Below are 21,237 nucleotides of genomic sequence, written 5' to 3'. Positions count from 1 at the left end.
TGGTGTCGTCCGGCGCGGTGACGAGCCGAGCCGGCCGAAGGCGACACGTCGACGGCCGGCGACGACGACGGGGACGGCGCCGGCGAGTTCCCACGGTCGGCGGCGTCTCCTGGTGGCGCTGCTGCGGGAGGGCCCACACGCCGGCTGTGGCCGCCAGCACCAGCACCCTCGCGATGCCGAGGCCGCCCGCCGCGCGGTGCGACGCCGAGCCCGCTGCCGAATCGCGCCCACCGAAAGGATCACCACCCGGCTCGCCGGCGCGCCCACAACGGCCGCCAACTCCGCGACCGGCAGTAGGCCTCCTGAACGGCGGCCTCGGCCTCGGTCAGATCGCCACCCGTCGCGTGCAGCTGCCTACCACCCACCGGTACCCGGCGGTGTAGAAGGCACCGAAATCGGCCCACTCACGCGTCGTCGACCATCATGGATGGAGTCATGCAGTGGTCACGCCCCAGCGCCGGGGCCGGTTCCCGGGCCGGGATGTCCAGAAACAGACTGCCCGGAGCGGCGCCCGGCCGGCTGGGCCGAGCCGGCTCCGGGCCGCCCGTTGGACGGTCAGGTCGCCCGGGGCAGGACGAGGCGGAAGTGTGCGCCGTCGAAGGCCGGGTGGCCGGAGCGGGCGGCCATCAGGTCCAGCTCGCCACCGACGCGCTGAGCCACGCCGCGCGCGATGTGGAGACCCGCGCCGCGGCCCTCGCCGCGTGTGGAGACCTGGGGGCGGAAGATGCGGTGGCCGTTGCCCACCTCGCTCGGCACGCCCGGGCCGTTGTCGAACACGTCGATCAGGACGTCGTCGACGTCGGCGGTCACGGTCAGCAGTACCCGCCCGGCCGCCGACGCCGCCTCGACGGCATTGGTGAGCACGGCGTGCAACGCAACGTAGGCGCAGCCCTCCGGCACGTCCGCCCACACCTCGCCGGGCACCTCGACGAAGAGCTCCGCACGGGGGAACGCGGCGGCGAACGCGCCGCGCAGCTCGGCAATCACGCCCGGGATGTCAGCCCGGCCCGTCCCGCGCGTTGCCGCGTCCAAGAGGGCCTTGTCGGGCATGGCCAGGCCGCTGCGGGCCGCGGCGAGCGCGGCTACGTCCAGCGGATCGGCGTGGCGCAGCCGCTGGAAGTCCGGCCACGACTCGGCCAGGGCGAACCGGAAAGCGTCCCAGTCCGGCAGCCCGTTGTCCTCGCCGCCGGCCGCCCCGCCAGTCCCTGAACGCTCCCGCAGGCTGTCCAGGGCCGTGGCCAATCGCCGGTCTGCGACGCCTACCAGACCGACCAAAACGCCGCAGTGGCGCAGCTGTACCCGGTCATCGCCGATCCGCGCGACCAGCCGTAGCGGCGCCAGTTTCGCGATGCCCTCTCGGAGCTCGTCCTCCCATTCGGCGCCCTCGTGGCGCAGTGCCACCGTGAGCACCATCGCATCCAGTGTCACATCCTCGCCGGGCTGGGCGGTGGCCAGCGCCGCCCAGAAGGCGGCAACGGCGGCCGGGGAGTCACGCACCGCGTACAGGACGGCGGCCTCCACGGCGGCGCTCTGCTGGTCGTTGGTGTTCCAGTCGCGCACCAGATTGAGCCGATCGGTATTGCGCTTCGCGGTGGAGCGGGCCAGCAGGTCGAGCAGCGCGTGCAGCACCCGCGGCTCGAGCGCCGTCTGAAAGGCCAGGTACTCAGCCGTCCGTACATCGCCGAAACCGGCGAGGTCGGTGAGCCACCGCAGGGTGCGCCAGGCGACATCCGCATCGGAGCCCAGCAACGCGGCGAGCGCCGACGGGGAGCCGGCGCCGAGGGCGGCCAGCGGCCAGCGGCGGCCCAGCAGCCGCAGCAGCGCGACACGACGGCCGGTCGTAAGCGGAACGAGGCGCAGCAGGTCGAGCAGGACGAGCACGGCCACCGGGGATCGACCGGCCGGGTTGGGTTCCAGGTCCGGGCCGATGGCGATGATGAACGGACCGACGCCCGGGAGCTCGGGGACGGATCGGGTGCCGGGCGCGGCGACGAACAGCGGCACGTTGCGGGTGGCGGTGGCCCGGAACGCTGACGGCAGGCCCTCGCCGAAGACGTTGCGCAGCGTCGTGAGGTGCCCGCCGACGACGGGGTGCACGTCGGCGGGGTCGGCCGGACCGCCCAGGAATCCGTCCAGCGCGGCGGCGAACGCCTGAGCCTCTGTGGCGCCGCCGCCGGTGAGCCGGTCGGCCTCGTCGAGCAGCCGCACACCGGACTCGTCCGCGGGCAGCCAGAGGTCGAGGTCCGGGGGCCGCGACTCGCCGGGGTTCCTGTGCCACCGCAACACCTGCCGCGGGCTCTCGTCGGCGAAGGGCCAGTCGGGCAGCTGCGGCACGGCCTCCGGTCCCGGATCGTCCGGCTCGCCGTGGTCGAGGATGTGCCTGGCCGCCCGCAACTGGCTCGAGCCGGCCAGCTCCCGCACCATCGCTGCGGCCGTGCCGCCGCTGTTGGGCGCGTCGCGCAGCCGGGCTCGGATTCCCTCGGCCTCCGCCTCGATCCACGTCGCCAGCTCGTTCTCGGCCTCCCGCAGCCGGCGGTCGGCTTCGGGCCACGACTCGCAGCTGAGCTGCTCCAGCGCGGCGGTGTCGACGCGGTGCGTGGCGCCGGCCGCCTCCGCCTGGGCGGCGAACCGGCTGAGCCGCACGGCGAGCTCGGCAAGCCGCTGCGAGCGTGCCAGCTCCAGCGCGTCGTACCCACGGTCGAGCTGGTCGGCGGTGAGCGCCTCGCACTGTTCGATCATCCGCTCGGCGACGGCGAACCAGCCGTCCGCGACGAGCGAGGTGAGCACGTCGGGCTCTGTCGCGGCGGCGAGCACCCCTTCGAGCACCGCGGCGGTGACCGCCTCGGCCGGTGGGTCGTCGGACTCGACGAGCAGCCGCACCAGCCGGGCGAAGCGGAACCGGCCCGGCCAGGCGCGCACGAACTGGGATGTCAGGTCGATGTCGATGTCGCTCATCGCCGCCCCCGCGCCCACCAGCGCAGCGGCGCCAGCCGGTCCAGCATCGCCAGCGGCGGCTGGTCGTAGCCGTCCGGCGCGGCGCTCGCCTCGGAGAACAGCCGGTCCCAGCCGTCGGCGAGCCGATCGGCGAATGACCGGAAGCCATGCATGGCCTGGACGCCCTCCGCGTCCTCGAGCTCCACGACCGGCGCGTCAGCGACGACCCGGGCGGAGCGCACGAGCTCCTCCAGTCGCCGCACGAAGCTGTTCTGCCGGTGCCACTGCATCGCGGGTACACCGGCCCGCAGAATCAGGTCGTTGAGATACTTGCGCACGTCCAGCGGGAGGCCGGGCGACACGGCGTCGCGCTCCGGCCGCTCCAGCCGGGCCGCGTCCCGGATGCGCGTCAGCAGACCCTCGGGCGCGAACAGCGCGTCGTGCAGCGCCACGCCGGTCTCGAAATCGAACCGGCCCCGCAGCCGCTCGATCTTGTCGATGTCGGCGACCAGCCGCAGACGCCGGGCCTGCAGGTCCACGATGTTCGTCGCCCGCAGCTGCTCGGCGGCGAGCGCGTCCAGCGGCGGTATGCCTTCGGTGTGCACCGCCACCTCAGCCAGCTCCCGCCACGCGGCCGGCAGGTTCGGCGCGAGCACCTCCAGCGCGCCCTTGCCCTCCGCGCCGCCCCACAGCATCCGCTCGGCGAGCGCGCCGGCCGCAGCGGCCAGCTGCGCCGGGCCGGGGTGGTCGTCGACGACGAGAGCGGCCGCGCCGGCGGCCGCGCCGAGCGGCCCGGCTTCGATAGCCGCGGCCAGGGTCGCCGCCGAGGCAAGGGCGCCGAGCCGGTCCTGCAGCAGACGGGCCAGCAGCGCGGCCTCGACGAAGCTGCGCCGCTGCCAGGCGTCGGTGACAAGCCACCGGGCCCAGCCGCGCGCCTGGCCCATCTCCGCCACCGCCGGCACGCCCAGCAGAGCGGAGACCGCGGCGCGGATCTCGTGCCGGGGCACGTCGGCATCCAGCCATACCTCGACGCCGTGCCACGGATCGGCGACACCCCGCAGCCGCTCGGCGACCCGTCGGCCGAACAACTCCCGCGAGCCGGCCAGCCGGGCCTCGAGGAGTATCGGCAGGGCCACCTGGTCGACCTGGCCGGGCTGCGCCGCAACGGCCGGCGTCATCGCCGCGGGAGCCGGGGCCGCCGCGGCGTGCGCCGCACCGACGGCCGCGGCGATCTCCTGCGCGACCTCTTCGCTGCGGATGTGCACGCCGACCTGGCTGCGCTGGCCGCGACGGGCCGATGCCTGGGCGTCGCTCAGCGGCGAGAAGCTGCCGACGAGGACCTCGGCGTCGGCGATGACGAGCCGGCCGCACTGCCGCTCCAGCAGCACCGGGATCTTCTTGGGCGGGGCGGTCCGGCCCGGCGCCGGGCGGGTTGGCGCGGAGCGGATCTGCGGGTGGGCGACCAGGACGACGGCGCCGGCCGCCATGCGATCGCGCAGCGCTGTGGCGATGTCGCCCTCCAAGGCGTGGGTGTCGATGCGGTCATCGGTGACCACGAGCCGGCGACGGGCGGCGCGCAACCCGTACCACAGCTGCGTGCGATGCTGCCCGTCCCGCACGATCTCGACGACGGCATCGGGCCCCGCCTGCGTCTGGTAGGCCTGGACGAGCGCGGTGTGATGCTCCGCCCACGAACTCTGCAAGATCTTGACCACGGCCGCGTCGACGTCGTCCCGGTCGAAGCTCGGCAGTGGCACGTCCAGGACCGCGGGACCGCCGGTGTCGGCGATGTCGTCGTGCTCGAAGTCCTGTGCGTCGGCCTTGATCAAACGGCCGACCTGGTAGTGCGGGAACGCGCTGCGGGCCCAGAGCAGCAGGTCGATGACGGCGCTGGGCGGGTTGGGTCCGGCGGAGCCGGGCTCGATGAGCACGCTGGCCTCCCGCTCGACCGGCGGGATGGCCGACAACGGGCCGTGGGAGCCGACCAGCGCCCGCTGGTCGTCCTGGACGATGAGGCAGGCCTCGGTGCGGGCGCTGCGCCGTGCGACGAGCACTCGCTTGCCATGGAGCAACTGCAGCTCGTCCAGGGCGGCACGAACCCGATCGGGGAGCGAATCGGTGTCGCCACTGCCCCACAGCACCACCAGCCACACGCCGCGGCCGAGGGCCTCGCGCAGCGCTGGAAGCACGACGGCGAGCCGGCTGTAGTCGATGGTGGGAGTGGCGATGACGATCTGCCGCCGGGCCTGCTGGATCAGGTCCGGCACCGCCCATTCGTAGGCTTCGGCGCGGTTGATCACGGTGATCGCGGCACGGGCCCCCTTGGCCGCGGCGAGCTGCTCCTCCACCCGCCGGGCCAGCCGCTGCAGCGTGCGCTGACGTTCGGCGACCTGGGCGAGCTCGACATCGGGCAGGTCATTGATCGTCTCGGCCATGCGGTGCAGCAACCGGTCGACGCGTTCGGGCGCCTCCACGGTGAGCTCGGCCTGGCTGTGCAGGCGACGCACCGCCGGATGGTCCGGCTCGCGGTCGGCGAGGTCGACGACGTAGTCGCTGAGCCGCTGCCACGCCGCGCCGGTGCCCCACTTGGCCAGCTGAACGTCGATCACGAATCGGTCGCTGCGGGTGTCGCGCTTCGTGGTCGCGGTCAGGTGCAGCCAGCGCACCGCCGACACGGGGCGCATCATCGGGTTGCCGAAGTTGACGCCGAGCACCGTGGTGCGGCTGCCGAGCCGCGTGTCGCTGCGGATCGCCGCCTGCACCGCCCGCACCAGCTCCGCGGGCGGCAGGTCCGCGACGGTGACGCCGTGGCGCAGCGGGAGCTGCACGCTGCGCTCGCTGGGCCGCACATCGGCGAGCCGGTCGGGCAGGATGAGGCCGGTGATGGGCTCGAAGATGAACTTGCGCGTCTCGACCCGCTGCTCGGCGCCGATCAGCCGCTTGTGCTTGGCCAGCAGATCGCGGGCCGTATCGGACAGCTCCACGGTGCTGCTGTCGAAGTCGACGGTGACGTAGCCCTTGCCCCACAGGGTGCCGATGACGTCGACGATGATTCGCTGCGGTACGGCGAAGAGCCGGCTCTGCTCGCGCACCGTCTTGTAGCCCAGCAGTAGGGCTCGCGCGACGAGGTCCTCGAGCGTGGTGGCCTCACCAGCGCGGCCGAGGGTGACCTGGACCGTGATCTGCCGCGCCGGGATGGCCAGCTCCACCGGGATGCTCATGAGCGCTCCAGCCATTCGCGGGTTCGCTCGATGTGCCCGAAGCGCTCGATGACGCGAGTCAGCAGCCGCCAGGTAGGGCCCGCGTTCTCGGCGAAGTGCTCGAAGTCGCCGACCAGCACGAGCAGCCGCCGAGCCCGGGATAGTAGTACGTTGGCCACCTCGTCCTGTCCAACATGCCCGACGTTGTGGGCCGGGTCGTCGGACACGCGCCGGGTACGGACCAGCGACACGACGACCCGCTGAGCCTGCCGGCCCTGGAACGAGTGCACGGTGTGCACCCGGTTGCGCAGTACGTCGCGCCGTTCGAGCTTCTTGACCTGTGCCCGGTACGGCGTGAGCACGACGAGGCTGTCGCGGGTGTCGCCCTCGTGGCCGGGCGGGGCCGCCGCGGGCGACATCTGGTCGACCATCTTGTCGATGAGCTCGACCTCGCCGTCGTTGGACCAGGTCGGCTGGTCGACGCAGTTGGGGTAGCCACGGGTGTCGAGCCAGACGAGAGGCCGGCCGGCCAGATAATGCGGCACGACGACGCCGTGCTCCTGGCGGGCGGACTCGTCGGTCTCCAGGAAGCTGCGGGGCAGCCCGTTGTCGAACTCGGGCGGGTCGAGCGGGTAGAAGGCCCGGCTCACCGGCTCGGCGATGGTCGGGTGCATCCGGAACTGCCGGTTGAGGTGGCCGAGCCCGTCCAGCGAGCCCGCGGTGCGGAAGATGGTGGCGAACAGGTCCAACGCCTCCAGCCGACCGGCCATCTGGCGATAGTGCTGCTTCACCTTCTCGTCGGGGTGCAACGCCAGGCTTTGCAGGAAGGTGCGCACATCCTCGCGGCGGAACGCGCCGATCTGCCGGTGGTCGCCGACCAGCGTCCAGCGGGAGCCCAGCACCAGCGGAATGACGATCTCCGTCGGCCAGGCCTTGGCCGCCTCCTCGACGATGACCCAGTCGAAGGCGTCGGTGAGCGAGTCGGCGCCGTCGGCGAGGGTGGCGGCGATGGAGCAGGTGGCCAGCACGACATTGGTTCCGGTCCGGATCCGTTCGGTGAGCTCCACCTGGCTGGAGGTCACCGCATCGCGCCACTCCTTGGCGAGCTTGGCGCCCTCGACAGTCTTCTCGTCGGCGCCCGGCGGAGGCTCCTCCCGGCCCGCCAGCTCGTCCTCGATGTCGCGCGCGAGCCGGCTGGTCAGGTTGTCGATGGTGTAGGGCTGGATGCTCTTGCCGACAGTGTCCTTCTCCTTGCCCTCGGCGGCCTCACGCAGGACGAGTACGTCGGTGGGCAGCGTCGCGACGAGCTTCTCGGCCAGGTTGTCCAGCGCGTGGTTGGACTGGGCGCTGACCAGCACCCGGGCGCCCCCTTCGGCCTTGACGAAGCGCAGCAGTGCCTGCGCGATCGTGTTGGTCTTGCCGCTGCCGGGCGGGCCCTGCAGGGCGTAGAAAGGCTCGTACGACAGCATGGCCTCGACGATCTCGGCAGCGTTGCCGAGGAGTTGCTTGGTGCGTTCCACGCTCCAGCGGTTGCGGCCCAGATCGAACGAGCTCGGCGCGCGCAGCGTAGTCACCAGCCCGGAGAGGTTCTGCAGCGACTGGCGCGCGCGGATCTGCCGAGACAGCTGCGGCCGGGACCCGCTGTCCTCGTGGGGGCGAAGCCAGCCGGCCGGTGGCAGGGGCTTGTTGTCCAGCGCCATCACCTCGATGGTGTTGGCGTCGCGGCGCGTCATGAACCGGGCCACCCGCGGCGTGCCCACGAAACCCGGGGTGTCGGTGCGGCTGTCGACGTCGAGCAGGACGAGTTCCGACTCGCTGTCGAGGCGCTGCACGAAGTCGCCGAACGCCGGGCGCCGCGCCGGGTCGGCGGCGTAGGCGACCAGCAATGGGTTGCGGTGCCGCCAGGCGTCGTCGCGGCGCTCGTCGTAGGTGAGCAGCATCCCGTCGGCGGTGCGGAACGGATACGTGCGGGCGTCGAGCACGACCCGCTGGTAGTCCAGCAGGAAGTCGACCGACTGCAGGAACTCCTCGTCGAGCACGTTGCGCCGCTGCAGCCGCCGGACCGACTCGGTCAGCCGGCGCCACGACGGGCGCCCCTTGCGATGGAAGTCGATATTCTGCCCGGGCCGGAAAGCCACGATGTCCACCGACGGGACCCGGCGGCGCGGCTGGGCGGTGAAGAGCTCCTGGGCGTACTCGTGCTCCCGCAGATACTTGATCAGCAGTACGTCCTCGTGGACGTGCTCCTCCTGACCGCTGATGCCGTACTCGCGCAGGTAGGCGCAGAACCACACGGCCCGCACCCCGATGAGGATCCACTCGGCCTGCGCCAGCACCTCATCCGGCCCGGTGGCATAGCCGCGCGCGCCGAACCGGGAGTGCACCAGCGCGGCCTGGGCCAGCTCCTGCTCGAAGAACGCCTTGAGCTCCTCCCGGCCCGCCGCGTCGGTCGGGCTGCGGGAGATCCATCGTCGGTGGTTGTAGACGTAGTCCGCCGATTCGTCCGGCATGAAGGCCACCAGGAACGGCTTGTCGGGCATCTCCTCCCAGTCGCCGCGGATGGCGTCCCAGTCGCCCTCGACCCGGCGTGACAGCTCGAAGGACGTCTTCCGGTCACCGGGGCGGCTGCTGAGCATGTTGCGCAGCAACGCCTTGAGCCGGGCGGGCAGGGCCGCGCGTTCGGTCAGGTGGGTGTGCATCGCCCGGTGCAGCACCGCGAGGGCCTGGATCCGCCCGACGCCGTCGCTGCCGGCGACCGCGGCGAGCTCGTCCGGCAGCACCTGCGGGATGCCGCCGCAGAAGAGCTCCCAGCCGAAGACGCCGAGGCCGAAGATGTCGGTGCTCTCCCAGTCCCGCCGGCTGTGCTGGCGGTCGTCGAAGATGTACGTGTGCATCTCCGGCGCCAGGTAGGCGAAGTGCCGGACCCGGTCGGTCTCGGTCAGCTCCCGCCCGACCGGCGGCGCGGGGTTGGTGTAGAGGCGCCGCACCTGGGTCCGCACCTCGTTGACATCGCCGCTGACGACCCGCCGGATGATGTTGCCGATGAGCGTGCTCATCTCGAACCGGGCCAGCGACAGCTCAACCTCGCGGTCGTCGCCCCGCAGATCGAAGCGGATCGCGTCAGGGGTCAGGCGCCGGTGCATGATCCGCGCCCCGTGGAGCTGGCGTAGCGCGTCGAGCAGCACGGTGAACTGCTCGAACGCGGCCAGCGGATTGGCCGCCGCCCAGCGCACGGCCTCGGCGAGGTCGATCGGGCGGCCTTTGGTCTCGGTGCGAGTGAAGGCCAGCCGCTCGCCGCGCACGAAGCGGGCGTCGGTGATCGCCGGCAACCCGGAGTGCCCGAGCGGCTTGAGCCGCAGCATGGTCTTGGCCGACCGCTCCCACAGCTCACCGGCGAATCCGTCGATGTTGAGAAAGACGGTGACCTCGTACTCCTCCTCGTGCTGGCGCAGGCGCCCCTGCACGATGAGCTCGTCCACGACGTACCGGGCCGGCTCGACGGAGACGAACCGGCCGTACGGGGCCTGCGGCCGGCAGAAAAGCCGGTCGATGAGCGCCTGCGGATCAGTTGTCATGTCGGCGCTCCCACTGTTCGGCCGGTCAGGTGGTCGAGGTGCAGGCCCAGCCGCAGCGTGCCCTCGTCGGTGCCGACGAGCAGGTCGGCGCCCTCGGCCGCGAGCGTGACCACACGCAGGCCGAGCGGGATGGTGTGCAGCAGCGCGCCGTCCTCGGGGTCCCAGAGGCGTACGCTGCCGTCGTCGCCGCCGGAGACCAGCAGCGGTGGCCCGGCCGGCCGGAGCACCACGGCGAGCGCGTTCACCCAGTCGTCGTGGCCGACGAGCGGCTTGCCGCGGGGCAGGCCGGTGGCGGCGTTCCAGACCCGGATCGTGCCGTCGTCGAACGCGGTGGCCACGAGGCTGCGCCGGTCCGCCCCGACAAGCGCGATGGCGCGGCGCAACGGCCCGGCCCCTGGCGTGACGGCGAGCGGAACGGGACTCGACACGCCGGGAGGGGTGACGCTGACGGCGCCGTCGACCGTGGCGACGACCCGGACCTCCCGGCCCGCCGCGTCGATCAGCGCCCAGACCCGGTCGTCACGGCCACCGTCGGCGGGTTGGGCCGCCACTTCGGCGACGGCCGGCTCTGGCGCCGGGCCGTCGGCCCGCGGGTCAGGCTCCCACACGCGGATCGTGCCGTCGTCGGCTCCGCCGGCCAGCCGTGTCTCGCCGCGGCGGCCGGGCAGGACGGCGAGGCAGGTGACGGCCCCGGCGTGGCCGGTCAGCGGCGCACCGGCCGGGGCGTCGGCGCCGGGCCGCCACAGCCGCACGGTGCGGTCGGCACCGCCGCTGGCCACCAGCGGGCCATCCGCGTGCGGCAGCGCCGCGAGGGCCAGCACCCCGCCGGCGTGGGCGGCGACGGGCCGTGCGGACCAGTCCGTCGTGTCCCACCAGATGATGGTCCCGTCGTCGGCGCCGGCGACCAGGTGGCGACCGGCGAGGGCGATCACCCGCAGCGGCGCCTCGGCGGCGGGCAGCAACCGGACCAGACGCCCCGTCGCCGGGTTCCAGATGCGCACGGTGCGGTCGGTGCCGGCCGTCGCCAGCAGCACGCCGGCCTCGGCATCGGCGAACGCGGTGATGGCGTTGACCGCACCACGGTGGCCGGGCATCGGCCGGCCGAGGAGCCGCCCATCGGCCGTCTTCAGCACCCGCACGACACCGTCGAACCCACCGACGGCGAGCGCGGCCTGCCCGTCGACGGTCGTGAAAACCGCGAGGGCGGTCGCCGGCGCGCCGGACTCCTCCATCCAGCCGGCCGCGGTCCGGCCGGTCAGCGGCTCGACCGCCCGCACCGGGGTCCGCACCCCGGCCAGGGCGAGGCGCACGTCGCGCTCGGCGTCCGGCCAGGCCACCAGCGCGACCACCGCCTCCGGATCGGCTTTGAGGACCGGGCGCACGGCCGAGCCGGACGTGGGATCCCAGGTCCACACCCGTCCGTCGCGACCGGCGCTGGCCAGGACGATGTCGTCGGCGCCGGTGCGCCACGCGGCCAGCGCGGTGACGGCCGCGCGGTGCCCCGTCAGGGTCAGGTGCAGCGGATGGTGGCGCAGGTCGGCTGCACGGATCTCCCAGGCGGCCGACGACCGCCCCGGGTCGGCGGTCGCGGCCCGGCCGTGCACTCGTGCGGTGCCCAGCTGGCGCAGGCCGGGCCGGTCGGCGGGCGTGCCCAGGGCCGCGAGGTGCGCGGACATGAAGGTGCCCTGCACCTGGTCGGGCAGCGTCCTGAGGCCGCCGCGATGGCGCAGGACGTCGGCGGTGACGGCGCGGATGTCCAGGCGATCCAGGACGGCGGGGTGCGCGCCGAGGGCCGCCCAGCCGTCGGGCACGGTGGCCAGTGCGTGCCCGGAGAGGTACCGCTGCAGGTACGGGTTGATGCTCGGCTGCTGCGCCGCGGCCACCAGGGCGGCGAGCACGAGCCGCTGCCGCCGCGGCGCCTCGGGCCGGGCGAGGTAGTGCTCGTGGAAGGTGCGATGGGCCAGGCGGTAGACGCTCTGGCCGTCGTCGGCGTCGAGCATGATGTACGGTCCGGCAAGTTCGAGCACCGCGTCGAGGTCGTCGTTGCTCAGCTCGGACTCCGGCTCGGCGAGGGCCTGGGCGCACGCCCTCCAGAGCTGGTCCGCGCGGGGAATGCCGCGACCCAGCCCGTAGGCGAGCGCCTCCAGAAATGCCGCCGCGGCAGGGTGTTCCGCCGACATCCGCTCCACCGCACGGGCGAACATGGCGCGGTGCCCCAGCGCGAGCAGGCCGTCAAGGCGGGCACGCCGCCCCGGCAGCAGCAGGGCCGGCTCGGCGAGGATCTCGCGGACGGCGAGCCTGGCGTAGAGGAAACCGCGCTCGATGCCATCTGCGGAGTCGCCGCTGGCGATCCGCTCGGCGGCGTGCCGAACGCCGTCATCCAGATCGGCGCCAAGGCGGCGCCGCAGTGCCTCGTCGCGCAGCAGCCGGCGCTGGACGTATCGGTGCAATGCCTCAGGCTCCCGTTGCACCCAATGAGCATCCACGTGATTCAGCGTCCCGTCACCCAACTCGTCCAGCAGGTGGCGTTCCCCGCCGGGACGGGCCGTGCCGGCGGGCCGGGTGCCGACGATGATCCGCACCCCCGGCAGGCCCGACAGGTCCGCGAACAACGCGGCCAACGGCGTCGGGTCGGCCGCCTCGTCGAGGCTGTCGGCAAGCAGTACGAGCGGATCGGCCGTGCGCTCGCGGAAGGCGCGCAGCAGGGCGGCACCGCACTCGCTGGGCGACACCGAACCGGGGCCCAGCTCGACGCCGATCACCTGGGCCAGTCCGGCGGCCACGTCCTGAACCGTGGCCCCGGTCAGGTGCAGCGACACGTCGACGGCCGGCAGGCGGTCCGCCTCCGCCCACCCGTCGTCGGTGAGCCCGGTCGCGGCGAGCGCTCGGACGATCTCGGGTCGGGCATGCAGCAGCACGTTGCCCAGCAGCGCCGACTTGCCGACGCCGGCGGCGCCGGTCACCGCGAGTAACCCGTGCTCGTGGTCGGTGAGCCACCGCAGGATCGCGGCGCGGTCGGCGTCGCGGCCGACGAAGAACCAGCCGAACTCGCCCAGGTCGGCGGCCATGCCCTTGCGCGCGAAGTGGGCCTGCTCGTGGGGCCCGAGCCTGTCGATGACGTCACGCAACTCGGTGTACACGTCGACCGGCGCCGATACGGGCTCGATGCGGCGGGGCGGGCGCAGCCGGGCGATGTCGGTGGTGCCGCCGACGTTCACCGAGCCGCGGTCTCGCAGCCGGATCTTGATCCGCGTGCCGAGGTCGTCGAGGGAGATCTCCGTGTCATTGTCGTTGTACTCGGCGCAGACCGCGCCCAGCGCGGCGCTGAAGGCGCCGAGGTGGCCCTCGCCGAGATCCCGGCCGGACCCGACGACCATGACGCCCTCGGCGGCGCGGCGCTCCAGCAGGTCGGCGTAAACCTGCTGGGCGAACCGGGCGCCGCCGCACGCCTCGACGACGACGATCGCCCAGTGGCCGCTGCCGGCCCGGCGGGAATGCTCGTCGGCCACGTGGTCGGCGAACGCCACCGGTCCCAACCGGGCATCCTCATCATCGCCCGCGGCGCCGCGGACGATGAGGTGCGCCTCCTTCTCGTTGGACGCGCCGTGGCCGAGCCAGAACAGGGCGGAGCTGCGCGGCTCGCCCGGTTTCGCCCACCGCCTGAGGCGTGCGTCGACCGCGCCGAGATCGCGCTCCGGCGCCTTGGCGTCCCAGGCCACCACGACGCCGCCGAACCGCGCGAAGAGCTCGCCGATCGCCTGCGCCTCGGCCTCCGCCCCGTCGAGGTCGTCCCAGGCCGGGTCGACGTACTGCGACGCGACCATCGGCACGACGTCGAACGCCCCGGCTGTCACGGCGCTTCACCGACTGCCCGCGTCGGCCGCTCCCACGAGCACCAGGCCGGTGACCGAGTCCGAGCCGCCGGTCACCGTCACCCGGTAGAGTCCCGGCCGCGCCACTGCGACATCGGCGCTCAGCGCGTCGCCCGCGGCGTCGGGCCGCGGCCTGCGGTCGGCGACGACGGGTGGTCCGCCGCCGGCCGGGCGGACGCTCACCACGACCCGGGCCGGGTCGTTCTTGCCGATGATCCGCACTGTGAACGGCGCGCCGACGGTGGCCACGTCAGGCAGCTCGACACCGAGCACATCCTCCTCGCCGAGCACCGCGCCAGGATCGGGCGAGCCGGTGACGCGGCCGAGCACGAGATCGAGCGCCCCGGGAGCGTAAGGAAGCGCCCCGTGCTGCTGAACGACCGGGATCTCCGGCGTGTCCGCCCGGCCCGCGGCATAGCGGTACACGGTGCCGTCACCGTGGAACGTGAACTCCAGGGGCCGGCCGATCGCGTCGCGGACGAGTTCGCCGTCGGCGTGACGGCGGTAGCCGCTCGGCGAGGGAATGACGCGCCCGTCGCGCAGCTCGGCGCTCACGGTGGTCGGCTGCCCGATGCCGGCGATGCAGGCGTGTTCCGGCAGGTGTACGGCGGGCAGCCGCGCGCCACGCTCCAACGCCCGGCGGGCGAGGTCCGCATCACCGCCGATCCCGGCGACGTCGGCCGGGCGAAGCGCCACCACGTCGTCGTCGGTGCGGATGCAACGGTAGGTCGGCAGGAGGTCGTGCAGACCCGGCATGGTCGCGGCGAGCTCGCGCAGTGCCTGCCGGGGGAAGGGCAGCGGCGTGCCCTCGCCATGCGCGAGGATCTGCAGCGTCTTCACCGACCCGTGGAACGGCGTGCCGAGAGTGATCACGCGGCGGACCTCGTCCATCGACCCGCGGGCGGCCAGCGCCGCGACGACCAGGCCCCCCATCGAGTGCGCGACCAGGACCAGCCGGCCCTCGTCGCCGTCGGCGTACAACCGCCGGGCCTGCTGGTACGCCGGATGCGTCCACCACCGCTCGAGGTGCTCGTGCATAGCGCGCTCGAGCAGGCCGGCGTTATGCTCCACGCTCAGCCGCCAGTCGTACGCGAACTCGAGCACGGCCGCCGGATCGGCCACGACTCGGCCCAACGCCCTAGTCAACGCCGTGTAGGGCTCGATGCCACCGATGACCGGGGCCCAAGCCGGGCCCTTGAGCAGCCCGGCCGGCTCGACACCGCCCGGGTCGCCGTCGCGCACACGCAGCGCGGCGAGCGCCTCCGCGGCGCTGTGGCGGGCCGCGATCGCGACGGCAACGCCCGCGCTCCACAGCGGTTTGCGGGTGGCGGCGTCGACGAGAACGCTGCCCATGATCCCAGGGATGACCACGACTGCGTCGTGCGTGCGGTCACCGTCGTGTACTGCGGCTGCGAGGGGGTCGACGCCGGCCATGTCGGCAAGGCTAGGGCCCCGGACCCTCCGCATCCCGCCGTCGCGCTCTGCTGTGTCCTTTTCCGAGCCAATCATGTCCGAATGGCTGGCTTCGACGACCGTTCAGGCCGCCGGTTCCGGCACGGGTCGGCGCCACCGTCCGGGGCCGTCCGCGCACGGCCGTCGTCCGGCTGCGGGCGTGGCGGCCGCGAACGCAGGCCCAGCGCGGCGTACACGGTCTCGGGATGCCTGGCGGCTGTCCGCGCCGCGCGATCCTCGAAGTAGATCCAGAAGTGCAGTCCGTGGTTTCGGCGCTCGGCGTAGACGTACAGTGCCAGGGCGTCCCGCGGCCGCACGATGTTCGTCCCGCGGGCGCCGATGACCAGGCTCTGCTCGATCATGCCGTGCGCGACGAGCTTGCCCAGGTCGTCGCAGAACAGGCCGATGGTGTTCGCGTGGGTGCGGGCCGGCTCCGGCAGTACTCAGAAGTCGCCGTGGTGCTCGTGCTCCTCGGCCAGGTCTGATACGCGTGATCGGCGCCACCCTCGGCGCCGCCGCGTGCATCATCGCCGGCCTCCCCACCGCCGGCCCCGCACGCAACACGATCGTCCTCCTGCTGTTCTTCGTGGCGTACCAGCAGCTGGAGAACTACGTCCTCGCCCCAGGGTGTACCGCAACTCGGTACGGATGCCAGCCGTGCATGTGCTGCTCGCCACGCTCATCGGTGCCACCCTCATCGGCCTCCTCGGCGCGCTGATGGCGATCCCGGTCGCCGCCGCGATCCGGGCGCTCACCGCACCGGCGCTACAGGCCAGACGCGACCGGGGAACCACGTGACAGCCGTCGGCCCGCAGACGCGGCAGTCGCCGGCACGCCGCTCGGTCCGCCGGACTGACCACTGCGGCGGCGCCGGCTGGATAACCCTCCTGCTGGGCGTCGATGTCGTGTGTGATTTCTTCGGCCGCTGCGCGGGTGGGATGTCTGCCACGTCGGCGTGACCGGCCGGATCGGATCGGCTCCGGGCCCGTTCGTGAAGCAGGACGTCGGCGGTGAAGGCCGGACACACCACGGGGTGCGGCATGGTTGTGCCGAGGTCCTGCCGTTGATGCTTCAAGGAGATCCAGCAGCGACCGTGGTGTGGGGGTGGACGCGGTCGAAGCTGATGGGTAGGTGTCGTGGGCCGCGGAGTACGGGGTTGGGCCGGTACGGTGGCGGGTCGGCGAGCAGGCGGGCGTTTTCCAGCCGCCGAGCCAGTTCGCGCAGGGCAATCTGGGTTTCCAGCCGGGCCAGCGGTGCGCCGAAGCAGTGGTGGACGCCGCCGCCGAAGCCTAGGTGCTGGCTGTCTTCGCGGTGGAGGTCCGTGCTTTGCAGGTCGTGCCGCTCGGGGGCGAATCGGTCGGGATCGCGGACGTGGTCGGGATCGCGGCTGCCGGCGGCGAGGACGAGGTGCATCGTGGCGCCGGCCGGGATGGTCGTGGACGCGATGCCGATGTCGTCGAGTGCCTTGCGGACCAGCATGTGCACCGGAGGTTCGTAGCGGAGGAGTTCCTCGACCGTGGGGATGACGTAGTGGGGCTCGTGGCGGATGCGCTCGAGTGTGCCAGGGTGCCGGAGCAGGGTCAGCATGCCGTTGGTGATGAGGTTGACGGTGGTCTCATGTCCGGCGACGAGCAGCAGGGAGGCGTTGGTGAGCAACCCGGCCTTGGACATCGCCTCCAGGATGTGCTCGTCTGCCGCCATCGCCGAGAGCAGATCGTCGCCCGTCTTCTGCCGGTGCGCGTCGACCAAGGTTGCGAAGTAGCGGCCCATCTCGGCGAAGGCCTCATCGGCGTGGTGGCGGGCCTGTTCGGCTTCTTGGGGTTGCGGGCCGATGCCTTCGACGATGGCGTCGGCCCAACGGTGGAAGCGGGGTTCGTCCTTCAGCGGCACGCCGAGCAGCCGCCAGATCGCCGTCACCGGCAGCGGGTAGGCGAAGTCGTCGACCAGATCGACCTCGGTCCGGCCGGCGAAGCGGTCGATCAGCGCGGTGACGATGTCCACCAGCTGCGGGGCCATGCCATCGATCCGTCCGGGCGTCTCGGGCGGGCCGTAGTGACGGTTGACGAGCCGCCGCATGCGGTCGTGTTCCGGCGGGTCCGTGCCGATGAAGCCGCCGAGCGTGACAACGTCCCGGGAGCTGGTCCGGGGGTCGTGCAGCAGGGCGACGATGTCGCGGTACCGGCTGACGACGTAGGTGCCGTCGGCCTCGCGCACGACCGGGTTCGTGCGCAACTGCCGGTAGAGCGAGTAGGGATCGGCCCGGTTGGCGGGGTCGAGGATCTGCTCGAAGACACTGGCCGTTGCCATGGCGCGTCCTTCCGCGACTGATCGACGGCGGCAGGGTGACGGCGGCGGGTTCAGCCGCTGTGCACGAGCACAGCACGGCGTTCGCTCGGTTGGTGGCCGGTGAGCACCACCGTGGCATGGGCGGACGGCTCGGGCCGCACCTCGGCCGGTACCGGCTGCCGGGCTTCGGGCTGGTCGACGGTGCGCCATCGCGGCGGAAACGGGGCGGCCTGCTCGATCAGGCGGCCGTAGAACTGCAGCCACATCCCGTGGTCGAAGGTGACCGCGGCGGTGATGCGCCCGCGGCGGCCGTAGACGGCCACGAACCGGCGCTCGGCCGTCGACCCCTGGGTGATGATCAGCTCATCGGCGAACGTGGGCACCCCGATGGATTTGATCTCGGTGCCGAACTGCGTGGACCAGAACACGGGCAGGGCCAGGTGCGGCCACCGGTCGGGCTCGGTGCTGATCATGTTTTGCGCGGCGATCTCGGCCTGGTCGACGGGGTTGCCCCAGTGCTCCATGGCCATCAGCTGGTAGTCGTAGACCGGGTGCGGGAAGCGGGCCACATCGCCGGCCACGAAGACGTCGTCGGTGACCAGACCGTTGGCGTCGAACGCGCGACACCCGGCGTCGCACGCCACACCCCAATGCCCGGCCGCCAACCCCGAACCCTTGAGCCACTCGACGTTACGCCGCGCACCCAGCGCCGCCACGGCGACCTGGACGTCCACCGTGGTGCCGTCCGACAGCCGCGCTCGGCGAAGCCGGCCGTCCGCGTCGCCTTCCAGCGCGTCCACCGCCACCCCGCAGCGCAGATCTACGCCGGCGTCGCGCTGCGACTGTCCCGCGACCCGGCCCACCACAGCGCCCAAAGCGCCGGCCAACGGGGCCGGCCCCCGGTCGACCACCGTGACCGGCAGTCCAAGCTCCCGGCAGTCGGAGGCGACCTCGCTGCCGATGAACCCGGCCCCGATCACCAGCACGTGCCCCGGCGCGGCGGCCAGCCGCTGCCGCAGCCCGGCGGCGTCGTCCCGGCTCCGCACCGTGTGGACGCCGTCGAGCGCCGCCTCATCGGCGTTGGGCCACGGCCGCGCCCGCACTCCGGTGGCGATCAACAACCGGTCGAAACCTACCGCTTCCCCGTTCGCGAGCAACACCCGCTTGTCGCGGCGATCGAGCCCGACCGCCGGCTGCCCCAGCCGCCAGTGCGCATCCAGCGTCTCGCTGCGTGGCAACGCCGTGTGGTCGGGCGGCACCCATCCGGTCAACACGTGTTTGGACAGTGCGATCCGGTCGTAGGGCCGGTACGGCTCGTCGCCGATCAGTGTCAGGGATCCGGTGAAACCCTCACGGCGCAGCATGTCCGCGGCCCGCAGCCCGGCCAGCGAGGCACCGACGATGACGATCCGCTCGACGCCCGCGGCACGCTCCGCCGCCCGCGCGCGGGTCACGGTCTCACCCGCCCGATAGTCGAGCACAATGGCTCGCACGGGACAGGCCGCCGCCACCCGCAGCACCTTCTCCCGCTGCTCATCGCCCGGATTCGGCTCGTACACCAGCGCTTCATCGCCGGGCATCCGGAACAGCTCCGGTGCAGCGAACGCACACTGCCCATACCCCTGGCACCGGGTCAGATCGACCACCAGCCTCATGCTTGAACGCTAGGTTCACACCCTGTACCACCACCTCATCCCACCCAGGCGAAATCGGGCGACGACCACGAGAGCTGCGCGGCGTGGTGATCCGCGACGCCGACCTCGGCCGCAACAGCGGCGTTGATCTGGTCGATGATGGCCTCAGGGCTCGTTGCGGATCGCGTAGCGGTGCATCGTGACGCCCTGCTCGAACGAGCGCTGCTCCAGCAGGTCGAGGTCGATGGGCAGGTCGTAGTCGTCGAAGAGCGGGCGGCCGAAGCCGAGGATCGAGGGGTGGGTGTAGAGCACCAGCTCGTCGAGCAGCCCGGCCCGCAGCAGCTGGGTGGCGAGCGTCGCGCCGCCCACGCCGATGGCGCCGCCGGTCCCGGCGCGCAGGGCGGCCAGCCGCTCGATCGCGTCGTCGCCGCCGATGATCCGGGTGTTGTGCCCGGCGCTGCGGCGGGTGCGGGAGACGAGCACCTTGGGCGCCTCGGTCCAGATCTCGCCGTACTCACGCAGGAAGTCCGGCAGCGACGCGTCCTCGCGGGCCCGCGGCCAGTACTCCTCCATCGTCTCGTAGATGACCCGCCCCTGGACCATCGCCGCGAGCCCTCGCGCCCGGGCGTTGAAGTCGCGGTGCAGCGCCTCGGTGATGCGAAGCCACTCGCCCGCGCCGTTGTCCCCCGGCACCTGTTCGATCCGCAGGTCGAGGGACACGTTCATCCAGTACACGAAGCGGCCCATCAGCCCCTCTTCCCCGTAGTGATTGCAATCCGCAACTACTATATGGAGGCTGTCAAGGACGAGGAGCGCCCTGGTGCCGCGGCCGGTGGACGTGGTCGTCCGGCCGGGTGGTGTGGCGCAACCTGCCGCCCGCGTTCGTGTACCGCGCGGGTCTCGGCACGGGGCGACGGTCCGGGGCGCCGTCCCCGGACCGTCGCGTCACTGGCGCTGTTCTCGCGGCTTCGATCAGCCGCGCAGGCCGGCCATGCCCGCGGCGCTGATCTTGGAAAAGCGCAGGGACTGGCCCGGGTCGGCGTTGCCGCCGGGGGCGTTGTCCTGCTCGTAGTTGGAGTTGTGGTAGCCCTTGGCCCCGATGCCGCGGTAGAAGCCCTTGTAGTTGATGTCGCTGCGGGGGTCACCGAACGGGATCCAGCTGTAGCCGTCGCCCACGCCGTCGGGCTGGCCGGTGGCGTCGCCGTCCTTGGCGTGGAACAGCGCGTAGCGCTTGGTCTGCTTGGCGACCTGGGCGGTCGGGTCGAAGATGTCCTCGACGCGGTTGCCGTTCCAGTCGTAGCGCCAGCGGTGCTGGTGCTGCGCCACGTGCGCCCAGTAGACGTCCATCTCGACGACGACGAGGCTGGGGTCGGTGATGTCGAGGTAGTGCTGCATGAGCCGCTTGCCGGACTCGCCGCGGACCTGGGTCGGCGCGATCGGCGCACCGGTGGTGCGGTCCTGCGTGACGGTGACCATCGGGCCGTCCTGCAGGAAGTTGTACGCCGGCGAGTGGTTGTGGGTGTACATGTGGATGCCCCACTGCCCGACGGCGATCTCGTTGATCGCCTGCCACTTCTCGCCCGCGAGGGTCCACGGCTCGATGTTGCGGTTGTTCGCGCTCGTCGGGTCGCTGCCCGTGCCCATGAACGGCATGCCGAGGATCGACGCGAACTCCAGCTCGGTCTGCAGCCGGTCGTAGTCCGCGGTGGCCATCTTGCCACCGGCGCTGCCCGGGCCGTTCCAGGTGTTCGGCACGTATCCGTGGTTGCCGATGGCCTGCAGGCCGAACGCGTCCAGGAAGCCGCGCAGGGTGCGGGCGTAGGCCAGGTAGGCCGCGCGCGACTCCGCGGTGGTCACGTTGTTCGGCGCCGGGTTGGGCGCGGCCCCGCCCGGGTTGGCGGCGTGCTGGCCGTAGCCGGCGAACTCGATCTGCTTGAAGCCGCACTTGGCCAGGAACTCGAACAACTCCAGCCAGCCGCCCGGCAGCGGCACCAGCGGGCCGAGGTCGCTCGGGTCGTTCGGGAAGTTCGGGCCGCCCAGGTAGCCCATCGTCGGGGACACGCCGAGCGCGCGGCTCGCGGCGATGCCGATGCGGGTCGGCACGTCGCGCTGGGTGTAGGTGATCGTGCCGAGCTTGCCGTCCGGGATGAGGCGGCCGTTGGCGGCGCTCGCCGACGTCGGCGAGAAGACGGAGGCCGGACCGAGCGGAGTGAACGCGGCGGCCGCCGTGAGACCCGCGCCGGCGATGAACCGGCGGCGGCTGAGGTGTTTGGACACGGTTGCT

General features: G+C 72.6%; 11 protein-coding genes. 1 reads left to right on the top strand and 10 read right to left on the bottom strand.

The window, feature by feature from the left end; translation table 11 throughout:
* Window positions 1–555: 555 nt before the first annotated feature.
* The 6 genes from ACQP2P_RS20190 to ACQP2P_RS20165 all read right to left on the bottom strand — a co-directional run bounded on the left by ACQP2P_RS20190 (window position 556) and on the right by ACQP2P_RS20165 (window position 15,395).
* Window positions 556–2,955, bottom strand: coding sequence for an ATP-binding protein (locus ACQP2P_RS20190; protein WP_433618147.1), 2,400 nt, complete (start codon window positions 2,953–2,955; stop codon window positions 556–558).
* A complete protein-coding gene (locus ACQP2P_RS20185; RefSeq protein WP_433618145.1) occupies window positions 2,952–6,155 on the bottom strand; it encodes a hypothetical protein in 3,204 nt (1,067 codons plus the stop codon). Before ACQP2P_RS20185 ends, ACQP2P_RS20190 begins: the two co-directional genes overlap by 4 nt.
* Window positions 6,152–9,709 (bottom strand): AAA domain-containing protein, encoded by a 3,558-nt coding sequence (locus ACQP2P_RS20180; RefSeq protein WP_433618143.1) that lies wholly within the window; start codon window positions 9,707–9,709, stop codon window positions 6,152–6,154. Before ACQP2P_RS20180 ends, ACQP2P_RS20185 begins: the two co-directional genes overlap by 4 nt.
* Window positions 9,706–13,563 carry an AAA family ATPase gene (locus ACQP2P_RS20175; protein WP_433618142.1) on the bottom strand — a complete coding sequence of 1,286 codons (3,858 nt, stop codon included), beginning with the start codon at window positions 13,561–13,563 and terminating at the stop codon, window positions 9,706–9,708. Before ACQP2P_RS20175 ends, ACQP2P_RS20180 begins: the two co-directional genes overlap by 4 nt.
* A gap of 6 nt (window positions 13,564–13,569) precedes the next feature.
* Window positions 13,570–15,015 carry a lipase/acyltransferase domain-containing protein gene (locus tag ACQP2P_RS20170; RefSeq protein ID WP_433618141.1) on the bottom strand — a complete coding sequence of 482 codons (1,446 nt, stop codon included), beginning with the start codon at window positions 15,013–15,015 and terminating at the stop codon, window positions 13,570–13,572.
* Between the two features lie 71 nt (window positions 15,016–15,086).
* Window positions 15,087–15,395, bottom strand: coding sequence for a hypothetical protein (locus ACQP2P_RS20165; RefSeq protein ID WP_433618140.1), 309 nt, complete (start codon window positions 15,393–15,395; stop codon window positions 15,087–15,089).
* Window positions 15,396–15,690: 295 nt separating this feature from the next.
* On the opposite strand from ACQP2P_RS20165, the gene ACQP2P_RS20160 reads away from it, so the two are divergent.
* Window positions 15,691–15,831: a hypothetical protein gene (locus ACQP2P_RS20160; RefSeq protein WP_433618139.1), complete on the top strand. Its 141-nt coding sequence runs from the start codon at window positions 15,691–15,693 to the stop codon at window positions 15,829–15,831.
* Between the two features lie 273 nt (window positions 15,832–16,104).
* On the opposite strand, the gene ACQP2P_RS20155 is transcribed toward ACQP2P_RS20160, so the two are convergent.
* The 4 genes from ACQP2P_RS20155 to ACQP2P_RS20140 all read right to left on the bottom strand — a co-directional run bounded on the left by ACQP2P_RS20155 (window position 16,105) and on the right by ACQP2P_RS20140 (window position 21,230).
* Window positions 16,105–17,340 carry a cytochrome P450 gene (locus ACQP2P_RS20155; protein WP_433618138.1) on the bottom strand — a complete coding sequence of 412 codons (1,236 nt, stop codon included), beginning with the start codon at window positions 17,338–17,340 and terminating at the stop codon, window positions 16,105–16,107.
* A 50-nt stretch (window positions 17,341–17,390) separates the two neighbouring features.
* Complete coding sequence (locus ACQP2P_RS20150; RefSeq protein ID WP_433618137.1) at window positions 17,391–18,974, bottom strand: FAD-dependent oxidoreductase; 1,584 nt, start codon at window positions 18,972–18,974, stop codon at window positions 17,391–17,393.
* Between the two features lie 144 nt (window positions 18,975–19,118).
* Window positions 19,119–19,700 (bottom strand): dihydrofolate reductase family protein, encoded by a 582-nt coding sequence (locus ACQP2P_RS20145; RefSeq protein WP_433618135.1) that lies wholly within the window; start codon window positions 19,698–19,700, stop codon window positions 19,119–19,121.
* Window positions 19,701–19,925: 225 nt separating this feature from the next.
* On the bottom strand, window positions 19,926–21,230 hold the full coding sequence (locus tag ACQP2P_RS20140) for a sugar phosphate isomerase/epimerase family protein (RefSeq protein ID WP_433618133.1): 1,305 nt from the start codon (window positions 21,228–21,230) through the stop codon (window positions 19,926–19,928).
* Window positions 21,231–21,237 lie beyond the last annotated feature (7 nt).

Origin of the sequence: Dactylosporangium sp. CA-139114, assembly GCF_050955725.1 — a bacterium.
In the GTDB taxonomy this organism is placed as follows: Bacteria; Actinomycetota; Actinomycetes; order Mycobacteriales; family Micromonosporaceae; genus Dactylosporangium.
Note: the sequence above shows the minus strand (reverse complement) of the source record. Positions and strands in the feature narration are given on the sequence as shown.

Bases quoted from the DNA above. Each gene is read 5' to 3' on its own strand.
- ACQP2P_RS20185 (WP_433618145.1), bottom strand. From the start codon at position 6,155: ATGAGCATCCCGGTGGAGCTGGCCATCCCGGCGCGGCAGATCACGGTC.
- ACQP2P_RS20145 (WP_433618135.1), bottom strand. From the start codon at position 19,700: ATGGGCCGCTTCGTGTACTGGATGAACGTGTCCCTCGACCTGCGGATC.
- ACQP2P_RS20165 (WP_433618140.1), bottom strand. From the start codon at position 15,395: ATGATCGAGCAGAGCCTGGTCATCGGCGCCCGCGGGACGAACATCGTG.
- ACQP2P_RS20170 (WP_433618141.1), bottom strand. From the start codon at position 15,015: ATGGCCGGCGTCGACCCCCTCGCAGCCGCAGTACACGACGGTGACCGC.
- ACQP2P_RS20155 (WP_433618138.1), bottom strand. From the start codon at position 17,340: ATGGCAACGGCCAGTGTCTTCGAGCAGATCCTCGACCCCGCCAACCGG.
- ACQP2P_RS20180 (WP_433618143.1), bottom strand. From the start codon at position 9,709: ATGACAACTGATCCGCAGGCGCTCATCGACCGGCTTTTCTGCCGGCCG.
- ACQP2P_RS20190 (WP_433618147.1), bottom strand. From the start codon at position 2,955: ATGAGCGACATCGACATCGACCTGACATCCCAGTTCGTGCGCGCCTGG.
- ACQP2P_RS20150 (WP_433618137.1), bottom strand. From the start codon at position 18,974: ATGAGGCTGGTGGTCGATCTGACCCGGTGCCAGGGGTATGGGCAGTGT.